The organism is Arthrobacter terrae, from assembly GCF_015708085.1.
Taxonomy (GTDB): domain Bacteria; phylum Actinomycetota; class Actinomycetes; order Actinomycetales; family Micrococcaceae; genus Arthrobacter_M; species Arthrobacter_M terrae.
Map to the genome: position 1 here is coordinate 14,489 of NZ_JADNYM010000020.1, position 13,652 is coordinate 28,140.

Genomic DNA, 13,652 nt, shown 5'->3' on the forward strand with positions numbered 1-13,652 from the left:
ATATGACAGTGGTCACACCCGTTCCAGCGTGCGACGCTGCCAATGCCTCCAGAATGCCAGTGACTGCAGGTGGGTCCACTGTCCGGCCGGTTTCCGGGCCGCATCCAGGGTTATGGACTTTCGGGGGATAACCCGAAGCGGTCCGTCCCTGGCTCCGGCACGGCCGCGGAAATCCGCAGTGTTATGGAGCCTTGGTACCGAAGATATCTCCATCCCCGGTATCGGCGAGATTATCACGCGCTGCAGGCTTTTCCCGAGTGTTGGACAAAGCGTCCACATTCTGGACATCCGTCTCTTGGATACCCGACTTCTGCACATCCGCCTTCCGAACATCGGGATGCCCGACGGCGGCGGGACCGGAAGGTTCGACGTCGTCGGTTTCGGGACGGTCAACGACCCCGACCGAGTGCGTTGCGCCGGCGGGGCCGCCCGCCACGCCTTCGGCCGCCGCAGCCCTGCCCGACTCGGAGGCCACGCTACCCCGACCGCCGGTTCCATCGGTTCCATCGCCGGGCCCCCGACCGGACCCGGTGTCGGAACCGACCTCCGGACCCCCGTCAGCGCCGACCTCGGGACCCCCGTTGGCGCCAATCGCGGACGCGCCGCCGGAACCCACATGGGACCCGCCCTCGGAATCGCCGTTGTGCACGGCCACAGGTTCCCTGCCTGCCAGCAGCACGGTGTCGTTATTACCCTTGCCCTTGTAAAAGGTCAGGACCAGGAAGATGACTGCAGAGACCACAAAGACCAGGATGCTGGTCCAGACATTGAGCCGCGTGGTAATTCCGAAGAACGTAATCTGCTCCGCGTCGTCGATGCGCAACAGCTCAATCCACACACGGCCCAGTGTGTAGTACATCGCGTAGAGCCAGAACAGGCGGCCGCGGCGGAAGTGGAACCTGCGGTCCAGCAGCAACAGCAGTGCAACGCCGGCCAAATCCCACAACGACTCATAGAGGAACGTGGGGTGGAAAAGCGTGTCCGCCGCGTAGCCGACGGGGAAGTTCACGTTCGAGGGATCGACCTGCAGCCCCCACGGCAGCGTGGTGGGCCCGCCGAAGAGTTCCTGATTGAAGTAATTCCCCCAGCGGCCCAGCCCCTGCGCCAGCAGCAGGCCCGGGGCCGCGGCGTCGATAAAGGCCGGCAGTTTGACGCCCGCGCGCCGGCAGCCAATCCAGGCGCCGACAACGCCGAGCACCACTGCGCCCCAGATTCCGAGGCCGCCGCGCCAGATCTGCGGGATCAGCCACAGGTCTCCCCCTCCGCGGTAGCCGGGACCGAAGTAGGCGTCCGGAGAGGAGAAGACATGGTACAGGCGACCGCCGATAATGCCCATCGGGATGGCCCAGATGGCGATGTCCCAGATGGACCCTTCCGGTGCCCTCCGCTTGGTCCAGCGAATGTACGTCACGGCGGTTGCGGCGATGATCCCCGCCAGAATGCACAGCGCGTAGGCGTGGATCCGCAGGGTCCCGGTGGGGAGCGGAATATCAAAGCCGGACCAGACCGGAGCGGGAATGCTGGCGGGCAGCGCTGTCAGCGCGGATTCAAACACGGTTCTCATCGGGTCAGTGCGCTTCCGTGCCGGCGGGCCGGAGCCCGGAACTGAGATCTGTGGTCAGTTCGGCCAGTGCCGGCACGCCACCGTCGCGCAGGGCTGCCACGAGGGCGGTCCCGACGATGACGCCGTCGGCATAGCCGGCGATTTCGCGGACCTGCTCGGCGTTGCTCACGCCCAGGCCAACGCAGACCCGCGCGGCCCCCGCCGCACGCGTGTTGACAACGAGGCTCTCCGCGGTACTGCTCACTGCCGTCCGCGTGCCGGTAACACCCATGATGGACACCGCGTAGACAAAGCCGCGGCTGGCCTCAACGGTCCGCGCCAGCCGCTCCGGGGTGGACGACGGCGCCACCAGGAAAACCCGGTCCAGACCGTACTTCTGCGAGGCTTCCAGCCATTGCGAGGCCTCCTCGGGAATCAGGTCCGGTGTAATGAGTCCCGCGCCGCCGGCTGCGGCCAAGCGGCGGGAAAACTCATCCACGCCCAGGCGCAGAACGGGGTTCCAATACGTCATCACCAGCACCGCCGCGTCGGTCGCGGCCGTGATGCCGGCGACGATGTCGAAGATGCTCGAGACCCGGAAACCATTAGCGATGGCCTCGGTGGTCGCGGCCTGAATCACCGCGCCGTCCATCACCGGGTCAGAGTACGGAATACCAATCTCGATCAGGTCAGCACCGTTGCGGGCCAATGCGATGCCGGCATCGATGGTGGTCTGAACATCCGGGTATCCGGCCGGGATGTAACAGATCAGGGCCGCGCGGCCCTGCGCCTTGGCGCGGTCGATGGCTGCGGCACTCTTGCTTGCTGTGCCCGAACCTTCCGTGCCCGAACCTTCCGTGCTCAAACCATTCGTGCTCGAACCATTCGTGCTCGAACCATTCGTGCTCGAACCATTCAAGGTGGGATCCACGCTCATTTTCCGTTCCACTGGTTAGCTTCGGCCGCATTGGGTGCGCTATTGGATGCGGCATCCGCCGCCGTATCGGCCGCGCGGATGACCGCTTCCGCCACCGCTTCGGCTGCCGTTTCGGCATCGATCAGGTCAAACCAGGCCGCTGCTGTTTCCACGTCCTTGTCGCCTCGTCCGGAGAGGTTGACCACAATGATGGTCTCCGCGGGATCGGCCTGGTCTGCGGTGAGCCGCTGGCCCACCTTAATGGCACCGGCCAGTGCGTGCGCCGATTCGATCGCGGGAATGATCCCCTCGGTCCGGCACAGCAGCTGGAAGGCCTCCATAGCCTCGGCATCGGTAATTGGCTCGTAGCTGACGCGGCCGATGTCCGCCAAGTAGGCGTGCTCCGGACCGACGCCCGGGTAATCCAACCCGGCGGAAATGGAATGCGACTCGACCGTCTGGCCGTCCTCGTCCTGCATCAGATAGGAGCGCGCCCCGTGCAGCACACCCGGGCGCCCGAGCGTAATGGTAGCGGCATGGCGTCCCGTTTCGACGCCGTCGCCCCCGGCCTCAAAGCCGTAAAGGCGCACAGACGCGTCGTCGAGGAAACCATGGAAGATGCCGATGGCGTTGGAGCCGCCGCCGATGCACGCGCACACCGCGTCCGGCAGCCGGCCGGTCTGCTCCAGAATCTGTCCGCGGGCCTCTTCACCGATCACCTCATGGAAAAACCGCACCATGGCAGGGAACGGATGCGCACCGGCGGCCGTTCCCAGCAGGTAATGGGTGCTGTCCACATTGGCCACCCAGTCCCGCAGGGCCTCATTAATGGCGTCCTTGAGTGTCTGTGATCCGTTGGTCACGGGGACCACAGTGGCGCCGAGCAGCTGCATCCGCGCCACGTTCAGCGCCTGCCGGCGGCAGTCCTCGGCCCCCATGTACACCACACATTCGAGCCCGAGCAGCGCCGCAGCCGTCGCACTGGCGACGCCGTGTTGCCCGGCCCCGGTTTCGGCGATGACGCGGGTCTTGCCCATCCGCTTGGCCAGCAGGGCCTGCCCAAGAACATTGTTAATCTTGTGCGAGCCGGTGTGATTGAGGTCTTCGCGCTTGAGGAAGATCCGGGCACCGCCGGCATGGGCGCTGAAGCGCTTTGCCTCGGTCAGCAGGGACGGGCGACCGGAATAGTTCTTATTCAGGTCCGCGATCTGCGCCAGGAATTCCGGATCCACCTTCGCCTTTTCGAAGGTTTCCTCCAGCTCGTCCAAGGCGGCAATCAGAGACTCCGGCATCCATCGGCCGCCGTAGCTGCCAAAGTACGGTCCGGCGGCGTGTCGAAAGCTCCCGGCGCCGGTTACTGAACCGGCGGACGGGTTTGTGCTCGTGCCTCCGGCTGGGCTGGTGGCCCCGCTGAGAAAGGCATCCGCGGGATGGTCCTGGGGCGAAGCTGCTGGCGTAGTGGCCATCGGTCCGACCGTCCTGTTCTAAAAGTTGGCTGTGGGCGAAGGTGGGCTGCGGGCGAAGGTTGGCTGTGGGCGACGGGTGGATCAGGAAAGTGCGCGGCCGGAGTCTGCGGTGGCAGTGGCCTCGGCGCTGATGGCCGCGGCGCTGATGGCAGCGGCACCGGCGGAACCGAACTCGGCGATCCGCTCCCCCGGTGTGGCATGGCTGACCAGCGCCTCACCGACCAGGACGGCGTTGGCGCCGTGACCGGCATAGGCTCTGACGTCGTCGGCATCGCGGACTCCGGATTCGGCCACTACCAAGGCTTCTGCGGGGATGAGGCCGGCCAGCGAACCAAAAACGGAGCGGTCCACGTCCAGGGTCTTCAGATTGCGCACATTGACGCCGATGATCCGGGCCCCGGCGGCAACGGCGCGTTGAACTTCCTCGCTGGTGTGCGTCTCCACGAGGGCGTTCATGCCCAATTCATGCGCCAACGCCAGATACTCTGCCAGCTCAGCATCTCCCAGCGCTGCGACGATCAAGAGGATCAGATCCGCACCGTGCGCCCGCGCCTCCCAAATTTGGTAGGGATCGCAGGTGAAGTCCTTGCGCAGCACGGGAATGCCGACGGCGGCACGAACGGCATCCAGGTCAGCCAGGGAGCCGCCGAACCGGCGCTCTTCGGTCAGCACGCTGATCACGGCCGCGCCGCCGTCGGCATATTTACCCGCCAACCGGGCCGGATCAGCGATCTCGGCCAGCGCGCCCTTGGACGGGCTGCGCCGCTTGACCTCGGCGATCACTTTGACCCCGGCGCGTGGTGAATCGCCGCCCAGGGCCGCCCAGGCATCCAAGGCCGGGTCCCGGGCCGCGATCAGGTCCTGCAATTGAGCCAGACTGACCTTTAGTTTGCGCGCCTCGAGATCTTCCCGGACCCCAGCAATGATGTCATCGAGAACGCTCACGCTTAGTGTCCGTCGCTCTTGAGCTTGTGGCCACCAACCCCATAGCCGGCCGCCCGCAGGCCGTAGCCCACACCCAGACCAATGATCATGATGACGACGCCGATGATGAACAGCACGGTGGCAGCAGAGCCCAGCGCAAAAGCTATGCAGGCAATCGCGGCACCAACGAGCATGATGGCTACGGTTGTCCATGCCGCGGGGCTGTTCCCATGGCCCAACTCAACCGAATGGTCAATGTCTTCCGTCGCTGCGGCACTCCCGGCCCCGCTCGTGCTCCTGTTGCTCATGCTAAATCTCCCTCATCCTAAATCCCGCCAAACTTGATACTGCTTCCATTCTGCCATTAGTTCCCCGCGTTGCCGCCCGTATCCCCCCGGGCCCGTCGTTCCGGCCAGCTCGTTCCGGCCAGCTCGTTCCGGGCCGGACGTTCTAAGCTGTCGGATCGTTGCCGTGGCTGAGCTCATCCCAGCTGTCAATGTCATCACGCACCACGGGTATTGGCTGCGCCGCAGTTGAGTCAGCTGATACTCCTGTCGTTGACCCTGTCGTTGACCCAGGCGTTGACTCGGTGGCCGAGCCTGGCCGGGCCGCGGAAACACCGCCGGTGCGGGCCCCTGCGGCATCATATTTGGTCCGCTGGTTCCAGGTCCGGCCCAGCCAGGCGATCAGGACCGCTGCCAGCGCCAGAATCACGGCGGCGCCGACGGCAATCAGTGGGAACGCCGTCGTCGTCACGTCCGAATTCTGGCCGGTTACGCCGGTCGCCGTCCCCACCGGTCCGGCTGCCGCTGCCTGCGGGTTGAGCACGACGGCGACGGAAGAGACAATAATGCCGACGGCGCCCAGGAAGATGATGACCGCCGCCACGACGCGTGAGATCCGCCGGCCGATCGAGGCCGCCAGCGCGCCCGCCAAGGCCACCAGTGCCAACGCCGTGACCGCTGTCGCCGCTTTGCTGCCGGCAACGTTCAGATCCGCCTGCTGGACCACCCCCTCACCGAGCTTTACGTGCACCCAGGTCTGCGTTGTGGTCCCGAAGACCACCAGCGAACTGATGACGGCAAGCATGATCAGCGTGGACTTGCGCCCCAGCCGCCCCGCCCGCCGGCCCGCCGTTCTCCCACCGGCAGGCTTTTGCTGCGCCCCATGGACGGCTTCTTCACGCATGGTTAGTTCGCTCACAATCTTCAGGTCTTTCATCGAAAGTCGCTTGGCCTGTCATTAATTGGACTGTCGTTACTTGGACTGTCGTCAAAGGAGGGGTGGCTGAAATCCGCGGCAATGGTCTGCAGCGAGGCGGCGGCATGTACCGCCCGCAGCGGTGCCGCTGCCTTGTTCACGGATTCCAGCGCTTCGGTTGCGTTGTCCGAGTCGGCAACAATTCCGCCGCCCGCCTGCACATATGCCAGACCATCGCGGAGCAGCGCCGAGCGGATGGCGATCGCCATGTCCATGTCGCCGGCAAAATCCAAATACCCCACCACGCCGCCGTAAATACCCCGCCGGTGCGGCTCGAGCTCGTCGAGCAGCCGCAGCGCGCGTGGCTTGGGCGCCCCGGAGAGGGTTCCGGCAGGGAACGTCGCGGCCAGCACGTCGTAGGCGGTGTACTCCGGGCCCAGCGTGCCGACGACGGTGGAAACCAGGTGCATGATGTGGCTGAATTTCTCCACCTCCATGAACTGTGTGACGTCCACCGACCCGGCCACGCAAACCTTGGAAATATCATTGCGCGCCAGGTCCACCAGCATCAGGTGCTCGGCGCGTTCTTTGGCATCTGCGCGCAATTCATCCGCCAGAGCCTTATCCGCTTCCACGCTCCCGCCACGCGGCCGGGAGCCGGCGATCGGGTGGGTGATGACCTGGTCGCCGGTCACCGTCACCAGTGACTCCGGTGAGGAACCCACGATGGAAAAGGGTCGTCCCTTGGCATCTTCAAAGCTGAAGAGGTACATGTACGGGCTCGGGTTCGTGTTGCGCAGCACGCGGTAGACATCGAGCGCGGAGGCATCGCAATCCATCTCGAAGCGGCGCGAAATCACCACCTGGAAAACTTCCCCTTCCACGATGGCTTCCTTGCCCCTGTCGATCGCGGCCAGATACTCCGGCTCGGCCCAGCGCTGCCGGACCCGGTCCGCGAAGGATGACGCGTCCGTGCTGTTCAGCACGGAGACGGGTTGCGCCACCGGTGTGCTGATCTGCTGCAGCATTGTGTTCACGCGTGCCACCGCGTCATGCCAGGCCTCATCGACCCGGTCCGTGCTGTCGTCGTAATTAATTGCGTTGGCAATCAGCAGCACGCTGCCCTCGGCATTGTCGTGGACGGCCATATCCGCCACCAGATTCAGCGCCAGCTCGGGCAGCTGCAGGTCATCCTCCGGCGGGGCCTGAAGTTTCTCCCAATGCCGCACCGATTCCCAGCCCACAAATCCGACCAGTCCGGAGGTAAACGGCGGGAGCCCGGCAAAGCGTTCCGTGCGCAGTTCATTGATCGTCGCCCGGACCGCTTCCACCGGGTTGCCGCCCAGGGGCACGCCGGCGGGGGCCTCTCCCAGCCAGCATGCGGCGCCGTCGTCCGTCGTCAACGTGGCCCGGGACCGGACGCCGATGAACGAATAACGCGACCAGACGCCTCCCATCGCGGCGGACTCCATCAAAAACGTGCCCGGCTGCCCCTTGGCCAGCTTGCGGTACAGCCCGATCGGCGTTTCGGCATCGGCAAGGACCTTCAGCCGCACGGGAATCACGCGCCTGGTCCTGGCCAGCAGCCGGAACTGAACAAGGGTCGGGCTGATCACGCCTAGCTCCTGCATGTGTACGGTGACCTTCTTTTTAGGTGGCGTTCAATTACGGTCTCTGCCCGGGGGCGGGCTGCGGAAACTAGCCGACGACGGCGTTAAGACCGCGGCCGTCAAAGCAGGTCCGGGTGCCGGTGTGGCAGGCGGCACCGACTTGATCCACCATGATCAGCAATGCGTCGCCGTCACAGTCCAGCGCCACGGATTTTACGTATTGCACGTTGCCGGAGGTATCGCCCTTACGCCAGTATTCCTGGCGGGAACGCGAATAGAAGGTTACCCGCCCCGAGCTAAGCGTCCGGCGCAGCGCTTCGTCATCCATCCAGCCCAGCATCAGCACTTCGAGGCTGTCAAACTGCTGGATGACCGCAGCCACCAGGGATGCGGCGTCGCGCTTGAGCCGCGCCGCAATGTCCTCGGGAAGGACAAATTCGGCACTGGACCCGGCAGTGCTGCCGGAAAGGGACGGGGGGTTCGGCTGTGCAGACATCGCCTTCAATTCTAGTGCCACCGGCGTAAGCTGACATTCGTGCGGCCGTAACAGTGCGATGCAACAGATCGTAATGAGCTGCTGCGGCGGTTTACACCCCTAAAACATGCGAGGGCGTGCTAATTTCACAAGTGATGCATTTTGAAGATCCTTCCCGTGAAGTACTGGCCGAAACCCTGCTCGCAGCCGGGCCCGGCGCTACCACTCTCTGCGCCGGATGGCGCACCCAGGAGCTGGCAGCGCACCTCTACCTGCGCGAACGCCATGCCGGTGTGGGGCTCGGGGTGCTGATCAAAGCCCTGAACCGAGCCTCGGACAAGGCGACCGCCAAGCTGGCGGAAAGGTCCGGGACCGTCGAGGCGTACTCCCGGTTGGTCGCGGAATTCCGTGCCGGGCCCCCAAAGCTCTCGCCACTGAAGATCAAGGCAGTGGAGGAAAGTTCCAATCTGATCGAATATTTTGTCCACACCGAAGACGTGCGCCGCGCCACGGACCGCTGGGCGCCACGGGCCCTTGACCGCGCCTACTCGGAGGCCCTTTGGGACGAGCTGGTCAAACGCGCAGCCATTTTGTACCGGGGTGTTGACCTGGGCATCGTACTGGTTCGGCCCTCCGGCCCCCGGCACGTCGCCAAGCGTGCCGCCGTTTCCGTGGCCATCGTGGGCGAACCCGGTGAGCTGCTGATGCACGCGCACGGTAGAACCGGCCATGCGCTGGTCACCTTTGAGGGCCAGCCCGACGCCGTCGCTCTGCTGCAGACCGCCGAAGTGGGCCTCTAGACCCTGTCTTCAGGGGGTAAAGATCGAACCTCGCCCTCCCCGAACCGCGAACCTCGCCCTCCCCGAACCGCGAACCTGACTCTAACGGACTTCGAAGCCTGCCTGGCGGATGGCAGTCTTGACCTGGGCGATCGCGTCGTCCGGGCCGAAGTGGAAGACCGATGCTGCGAGCACCGCGTCCGCTCCGGCTGCAACGGCAGGCGGGAAATGCGCCGGCTCGCCGGCACCCCCGGAGGCGATGATGGGAACGCGGACCGCTGCCCGGACCAGTCGGATCAACTCCAGATCGAAGCCCTGCTTGGTTCCATCCGCGTCAATCGAGTTGAGCAGGATTTCGCCCACGCCGCGGTCGGCAGCCTCGCGTGCCCAAGCCACCGCGTCGATCCCGGTGCCCTGCCGTCCGCCATGTGTAGTGACTTCAAAGCCCGACGGCGTCACCACGTCACCTCGGGTCCGTCTGGCATCCACGGAGAGCACCAGCACCTGGGATCCGAACTGCCGCGTGATCTCGTCGATGACCTCCGGCCGAGCCACTGCAGCGGTATTAATGGACGCCTTGTCAGCGCCAAAACGCAGCAGCTTGTCCACTTCAGCCACCCCGCGGACGCCGCCGCCAACGGTAAGCGGGATGAAAATCTCTTCGGCCGTCCGGGCCACCACGTCGAAGGTGGTCTCGCGGTTCCCCGATGACGCCGTCACATCCAAAAACGTCAGTTCATCCGCGCCGCCGTGGTCGTAGCGTTGCGCCAGCTCCACCGGATCCCCTGCATCCCGCAGGCCCTGGAACTTCACGCCCTTGACCACCCGGCCGGCGTCGACGTCCAGACACGGAATGACCCGGATTGCTACACCCATAATTGACCCCTTAGATCCGGCAGGCGTGAATGCTGCTGACCAAAATCGCCCGTGCGCCGAGTTCGTACAGCTCGTCCATAATGCGGTTGGTGTCTTTCTTGGGTACCATCGAGCGAACGGCCACCCAGTCCGAGTCACGCAGCGGCGAAATCGTCGGGGACTCCAACCCGGGAGTCAGTGCTGCGGAGGTTTCCACCAGATCCTTGCGAATGTCATAATCCATCAGGACATACCTGCGCGCCACCAAAACGCCCTGCAGCCTGCGGATCAGCACGTCAAGTCCGGCCGGCGCCGCCACGCCGGGGCGGCCAATCAGCAGCGCCTCGGATTTCATGATCGGATTCCCGAAGACTTCCATCCCCGCAGCCTTTAGCGTGCTTCCCGTTTCCACCACGTCGGCGATGGCATCTGCGACACCCAAGCGGACGGAGGACTCCACCGCACCGTCCAACCTGACTACGGTGGCAGCTATCTTGTTGTCAGCAAGATAACGGCGCAGCAGGGCGTCGTAGCTGGTGGCCAACCGCTTGCCCGCCAATTGGGAGAGCTGGGAGTACTGGCCGGCCGGGCCGGCGAAGCGGAACGTGGAAATGGCGAAGCCAAGCGGCAGCAGTTCCTCGGCTTCCACCTCGGCGTCAAGGAGCAGGTCCCGGCCGGTAATACCGACGTCCAGTGTCCCGGCCCCCACATACACGGCAATGTCGCGCGGGCGCAGAAAAAAGAACTCCACGTCATTGTCAGGATCAACCATGACCAGCTCGCGCGGATCCCGGCGCTGGAGATAGCCAGCCTCGGTGAGCATGGCGGATGCGGCTTCGGACAGGGATCCCTTATTCGGGACGGCAACTCTGAGCATGACGGATCTTTCGCGTTCGGTTCACGCCGGGCGTGGAATTTTCACGTTGGGACGATAGGCAGCCGGCCACAGCGCCGCGAGAGCAGCGCGTGGCTACAGATGCTTGTAAACGTCCTCCAGGGCCAGTCCTTTGGCGATCATCAGCACCTGAACGTGGTAGAGCAGCTGGGAAATTTCCTCGGCTGTGTTCTGCGTGGATTCGTATTCTGCAGCCATCCAGACCTCGGCGGCTTCCTCAACGATCTTCTTGCCGATGCCGTGAACACCGGAGTCAAGTTCGCTGACGGTCCGGGAGCCCGCCGGCCGCTGGACGGCCTTGTCGCCGAGCTCGGCAAAAAGCGATTCGAAAGTCTTCACGGGTTCCAGCCTACTAGCTCTGCCCGGGTCAACCAGATTCGATGCCGGCGTGTGACCCAAAGCTTAACTCCCGACGAACAGCAGCGCGGTAGCCAGCGCCGCCGTCGTCGCCTCGTAGCCCTTGTCCTCGACCGAGCCCGGCAGACCGGCCCGCGCCAGGCCCTGCTCCTCGTTGTCGCAGGTCAGCACGCCGAAGCCAACCGGGGTTCCGGTGCGCACGCTAACGTCCGTCAGGCCCAGGGTTGCCGCCTGGCAGACATATTCAAAGTGCGGTGTGCCGCCGCGGATGACGACACCGAGGGCGACGACGGCATCGTAGTCCGGCGCCAGCCGCGCCGCTGCGACGGGCAGTTCAAAGCTGCCCGGCACCCGGAGCACGGTGGGCGAGTCGATGCCGGCTTCCGCCGCGGCCCGCAGCGCTCCGGCCAGCAGCCCGTCCATTATTTCCGTATGCCAGCTGGCCGCGACAATGGCGAGGCGCAGGCCACTTACCAGTTCCCTGTCCTGGCTGCTGAAGCCGATGCTGGGTGCTCCGTGTCCGCTCATGATTGCGCTCCTCTTCCGTCCGATGTTGGGGTGCTGCTGCTGGTTGGCGTGGTGCCGCTGGTGGTGCTGGTGCTGATGCTGGTGGTGCTGCTCGGCGGAATTACTGCAATAGCCGAGGTACTGGGCAGATTCAGCGTGTGGTTCATCCGGTCGCGCTTGGTGCGCAGATAGCGGACATTCTGTGCCCGGGAGGGCACCTGCACCGGGACCATTTGCGCTACCTCGATGCCAAGTGCTGCCAGCTGGCTCTGTTTAAGCGGATTATTACTCAACAAGCGAATGCGATGCAGACCCAGCGCGGCCAGGATCCCGGCCGCGGCGGCATAATCGCGTGAATCCACCGGCAGCCCCAGTTGCTCGTTGGCCTCCACGGTGTCTGCACCCGCCTCCTGCAGCGCGTAGGCCCGCAGCTTGTTTGCCAGTCCAATCCCACGACCCTCGTGGCCGCGCAGGTAGATCAGCGTCCCACCGCAATCGTGGATCCTGCGCAGGGCATAGGCCAGCTGCTCCCCGCAGTCGCAGCGGTAGGAGCCAAAAACGTCTCCCGTCAGACATTCCGAATGCAACCTGACCAGGGGCGCCAATTCCACCCTGCCGTCGGCTTCGCCCGCCGGCAGGTCCAGCACCGCCGGCAGCTCAGCGCTGATGCTCAAATGCTCGGCGCCGGTTGTTTCATCGGTCCAGGCCTGCGCCTGGAAGTCGCCGTACGCCGTCGGCAGTTGCACCACTGGGCCGGCGCTCATGGGGTACGCGGTCAGCGAATGGGCGCTCACGTGACTGCTCCCGGGTCTTCCAGATAGGCCACCAGATCAGCGATGGAAATCAGCAGCAGGCCGTGCTGGTCCGCGAACGTCCGCAGGGCAGCCACCCGCAGCATTTCGCCGTCGTCGTCCACTACCTCGGCGATCACCCCCACCGGTTCGCAGCCGGCAAGCCGGCACAGCTCAACGGCGGCTTCAGTGTGCCCGGCCCGCTGCCGGACGCCGCCGGCGGCGGCCCGAAGCGGAAATATATGTCCCGGCCGGGTCAGCTGCGCCGGTGTCGAGACCGCAGATGCCAGCACCCGGGCCGTGTGCGAACGGTCCGTGGCACTAATGCCGGTGGTAATTTCCGCGGCGGCGTCGCAGGAGACGGTATAGGCGGTTCCCTTGGCATCCTGATTGACCAGCACCATTGGCGGGAGTTCCAGTGCGTCGGCACGTTTATGGCTCAGCGGTACGCAGATCACTCCGGAACTGTGCCGGATGGTCCAGCCCATCAGTGCCGGCGTGCTGTGCTGCGCAGCAAAAATGATGTCGCCCTCATTTTCCCGGCGTTCATCGTCCACCACCAGAACGGGCCGGCCGGCGGCAATGGCCGCGACCGCGTCCGGCACGGTGTCCAGCAGGCCCGCCGGGGCAGTGGCGTTCACTTCGCTCATTTTCCCGGCTCCTGCGTCTCGGACATGGACGCGGCTGCGTTTCCCGGGACCTGTCCGCCCTCGCCACCGGCCGGACCAAAAGCCAGCAGCCGCTCGGTGTATTTCGCCAGCACATCCACCTCCAGGTTGACAGCGGATCCAGCTTCCTTCGAGCCAAGCCCGGTTTCCGCCAGCGTGGTGGGAATAAGGCCCACCTCAAACCAGGGGCTCGCCTGCGTCGCGTCGCTCACCGCGCTCACGGTGAGGGACACGCCGTCGACGGCGATTGACCCCTTCTCGGCGATGTACCGGGCCAGCGGCGCAGGAACTACGAAACGCAGCCGCTCCCAAGCGCCGAGGTTTTCACGCTCAAGCAAGGTGCCAACCCCGTCTACGTGGCCCTGGACCACGTGACCATCCAGTCTTCCGCCCGCGGGCACGCAGCGTTCGAGGTTCACGCTGTCCCCGGTCTTCAGCAACCCGGTGGTGGTCCGGACCAGGGTTTCTCCCATCACGTCCACGCTGATCACCCCGCTGCCGATCGCCGTGGCCGTGAGGCAAACGCCGTTGACGGCAATTGAGCCGCCGTGTCCGAGGCCTTCGAGGGAGGATTGTGCGTGCAGCACCAACGTGGCGCTTTCGCCGTCGGCCGCTTGCTGCAGCGACTCAACGCGGCCCTGCTCGGCAATGATTCCGGTAAACACT

The 13,652-nt window shown here is 65.0% G+C and carries 16 protein-coding genes; 1 reads left to right on the forward strand and 15 read right to left on the reverse strand.

The genetic code is table 11. The features are described 5' to 3' along the window. Nucleotides 1–181 precede the first annotated feature (181 nt). The 8 genes from lgt to hisI form a co-directional block, all read right to left on the reverse strand. Nucleotides 182–1,564 carry a prolipoprotein diacylglyceryl transferase gene (gene lgt / locus IV500_RS14990; RefSeq protein WP_196397624.1) on the reverse strand — a complete coding sequence of 461 codons (1,383 nt, stop codon included), beginning with the start codon at nucleotides 1,562–1,564 and terminating at the stop codon, nucleotides 182–184. A gap of 4 nt (nucleotides 1,565–1,568) precedes the next feature. After that, nucleotides 1,569–2,480, reverse strand: a complete 912-nt coding sequence (gene trpA / locus IV500_RS14995) for a tryptophan synthase subunit alpha (protein ID WP_196397625.1) — start codon at nucleotides 2,478–2,480, stop codon at nucleotides 1,569–1,571. Further along, a complete protein-coding gene (gene trpB, locus IV500_RS15000) occupies nucleotides 2,477–3,751 on the reverse strand; it encodes a tryptophan synthase subunit beta (RefSeq protein ID WP_230855034.1) in 1,275 nt (424 codons plus the stop codon). The genes trpA and trpB overlap by 4 nt, the downstream gene beginning before the upstream one ends. Before the next feature lie 255 nt (nucleotides 3,752–4,006). Continuing rightward, nucleotides 4,007–4,870 carry an indole-3-glycerol phosphate synthase TrpC gene (gene trpC, locus IV500_RS15005; protein WP_196397626.1) on the reverse strand — a complete coding sequence of 288 codons (864 nt, stop codon included), beginning with the start codon at nucleotides 4,868–4,870 and terminating at the stop codon, nucleotides 4,007–4,009. Nucleotides 4,871–4,872: 2 nt separating this feature from the next. Then, a complete protein-coding gene (locus IV500_RS15010) occupies nucleotides 4,873–5,157 on the reverse strand; it encodes an HGxxPAAW family protein (RefSeq protein ID WP_196397627.1) in 285 nt (94 codons plus the stop codon). Between the two features lie 142 nt (nucleotides 5,158–5,299). Continuing rightward, nucleotides 5,300–6,070: a Trp biosynthesis-associated membrane protein gene (locus IV500_RS15015; RefSeq protein ID WP_230855030.1), complete on the reverse strand. Its 771-nt coding sequence runs from the start codon at nucleotides 6,068–6,070 to the stop codon at nucleotides 5,300–5,302. Next, on the reverse strand, nucleotides 6,067–7,680 hold the full coding sequence (locus IV500_RS15020; RefSeq protein ID WP_196397628.1) for an anthranilate synthase component I: 1,614 nt from the start codon (nucleotides 7,678–7,680) through the stop codon (nucleotides 6,067–6,069). Before IV500_RS15020 ends, IV500_RS15015 begins: the two co-directional genes overlap by 4 nt. 67 nt (nucleotides 7,681–7,747) lie before the next feature. Next, nucleotides 7,748–8,155: a phosphoribosyl-AMP cyclohydrolase gene (hisI, locus tag IV500_RS15025; protein WP_196397629.1), complete on the reverse strand. Its 408-nt coding sequence runs from the start codon at nucleotides 8,153–8,155 to the stop codon at nucleotides 7,748–7,750. 134 nt (nucleotides 8,156–8,289) lie between these two features. Here hisI and IV500_RS15030 point away from each other — a divergent pair, with 134 nt between their 5' ends. After that, entirely contained in the window at nucleotides 8,290–8,934 is a 645-nt protein-coding gene (locus IV500_RS15030; RefSeq protein WP_196397685.1) for a TIGR03085 family metal-binding protein, read from the forward strand. Nucleotides 8,935–9,015: 81 nt separating this feature from the next. Here the strand turns inward: IV500_RS15030 and hisF are convergent, their stop codons facing one another. The 7 genes from hisF to IV500_RS15065 all read right to left on the reverse strand — a co-directional run bounded on the left by hisF (nucleotide 9,016) and on the right by IV500_RS15065 (nucleotide 13,651). Then, nucleotides 9,016–9,789: an imidazole glycerol phosphate synthase subunit HisF gene (gene hisF / locus IV500_RS15035; protein WP_196397630.1), complete on the reverse strand. Its 774-nt coding sequence runs from the start codon at nucleotides 9,787–9,789 to the stop codon at nucleotides 9,016–9,018. Nucleotides 9,790–9,799: 10 nt separating this feature from the next. Further along, nucleotides 9,800–10,645, reverse strand: a complete 846-nt coding sequence (gene hisG, locus IV500_RS15040) for an ATP phosphoribosyltransferase (RefSeq protein WP_196397631.1) — start codon at nucleotides 10,643–10,645, stop codon at nucleotides 9,800–9,802. A 93-nt stretch (nucleotides 10,646–10,738) separates the two neighbouring features. Then, a complete protein-coding gene (locus IV500_RS15045) occupies nucleotides 10,739–11,002 on the reverse strand; it encodes a phosphoribosyl-ATP diphosphatase (RefSeq protein ID WP_196397632.1) in 264 nt (87 codons plus the stop codon). Nucleotides 11,003–11,065: 63 nt separating this feature from the next. Further along, nucleotides 11,066–11,548, reverse strand: a complete 483-nt coding sequence (ribH, locus tag IV500_RS15050) for a 6,7-dimethyl-8-ribityllumazine synthase (protein WP_196397633.1) — start codon at nucleotides 11,546–11,548, stop codon at nucleotides 11,066–11,068. Next, nucleotides 11,545–12,291, reverse strand: a complete 747-nt coding sequence (locus tag IV500_RS15055) for a GTP cyclohydrolase II (RefSeq protein WP_196397686.1) — start codon at nucleotides 12,289–12,291, stop codon at nucleotides 11,545–11,547. Before IV500_RS15055 ends, ribH begins: the two co-directional genes overlap by 4 nt. Nucleotides 12,292–12,317: 26 nt before the next feature. Further along, on the reverse strand, nucleotides 12,318–12,968 hold the full coding sequence (gene ribB / locus IV500_RS15060; RefSeq protein ID WP_196397634.1) for a 3,4-dihydroxy-2-butanone-4-phosphate synthase: 651 nt from the start codon (nucleotides 12,966–12,968) through the stop codon (nucleotides 12,318–12,320). Beyond that, nucleotides 12,965–13,651, reverse strand: coding sequence for a riboflavin synthase (locus tag IV500_RS15065; RefSeq protein WP_196397635.1), 687 nt, complete (start codon nucleotides 13,649–13,651; stop codon nucleotides 12,965–12,967). Before IV500_RS15065 ends, ribB begins: the two co-directional genes overlap by 4 nt. Between the last annotated feature and the right edge of the window lies 1 nt (nucleotide 13,652).

Bases quoted from the DNA above. Each gene is read 5' to 3' on its own strand.
- lgt (WP_196397624.1), bottom strand. From the start codon at position 1,564: ATGAGAACCGTGTTTGAATCCGCGCTGACAGCGCTGCCCGCCAGCATT.
- trpA (WP_196397625.1), bottom strand. From the start codon at position 2,480: ATGAGCGTGGATCCCACCTTGAATGGTTCGAGCACGAATGGTTCGAGC.
- trpB (WP_230855034.1), bottom strand. From the start codon at position 3,751: ATGCCGGAGTCTCTGATTGCCGCCTTGGACGAGCTGGAGGAAACCTTC.
- IV500_RS15010 (WP_196397627.1), bottom strand. From the start codon at position 5,157: ATGAGCAACAGGAGCACGAGCGGGGCCGGGAGTGCCGCAGCGACGGAA.
- IV500_RS15015 (WP_230855030.1), bottom strand. From the start codon at position 6,070: ATGAAAGACCTGAAGATTGTGAGCGAACTAACCATGCGTGAAGAAGCC.
- IV500_RS15020 (WP_196397628.1), bottom strand. From the start codon at position 7,680: ATGCAGGAGCTAGGCGTGATCAGCCCGACCCTTGTTCAGTTCCGGCTG.
- hisI (WP_196397629.1), bottom strand. From the start codon at position 8,155: ATGTCTGCACAGCCGAACCCCCCGTCCCTTTCCGGCAGCACTGCCGGG.
- IV500_RS15030 (WP_196397685.1), top strand. From the start codon at position 8,290: ATGCATTTTGAAGATCCTTCCCGTGAAGTACTGGCCGAAACCCTGCTC.
- hisF (WP_196397630.1), bottom strand. From the start codon at position 9,789: ATGGGTGTAGCAATCCGGGTCATTCCGTGTCTGGACGTCGACGCCGGC.
- hisG (WP_196397631.1), bottom strand. From the start codon at position 10,645: ATGCTCAGAGTTGCCGTCCCGAATAAGGGATCCCTGTCCGAAGCCGCA.
- ribH (WP_196397633.1), bottom strand. From the start codon at position 11,548: ATGAGCGGACACGGAGCACCCAGCATCGGCTTCAGCAGCCAGGACAGG.
- IV500_RS15055 (WP_196397686.1), bottom strand. From the start codon at position 12,291: ATGAGCGCCGGCCCAGTGGTGCAACTGCCGACGGCGTACGGCGACTTC.
- ribB (WP_196397634.1), bottom strand. From the start codon at position 12,968: ATGAGCGAAGTGAACGCCACTGCCCCGGCGGGCCTGCTGGACACCGTG.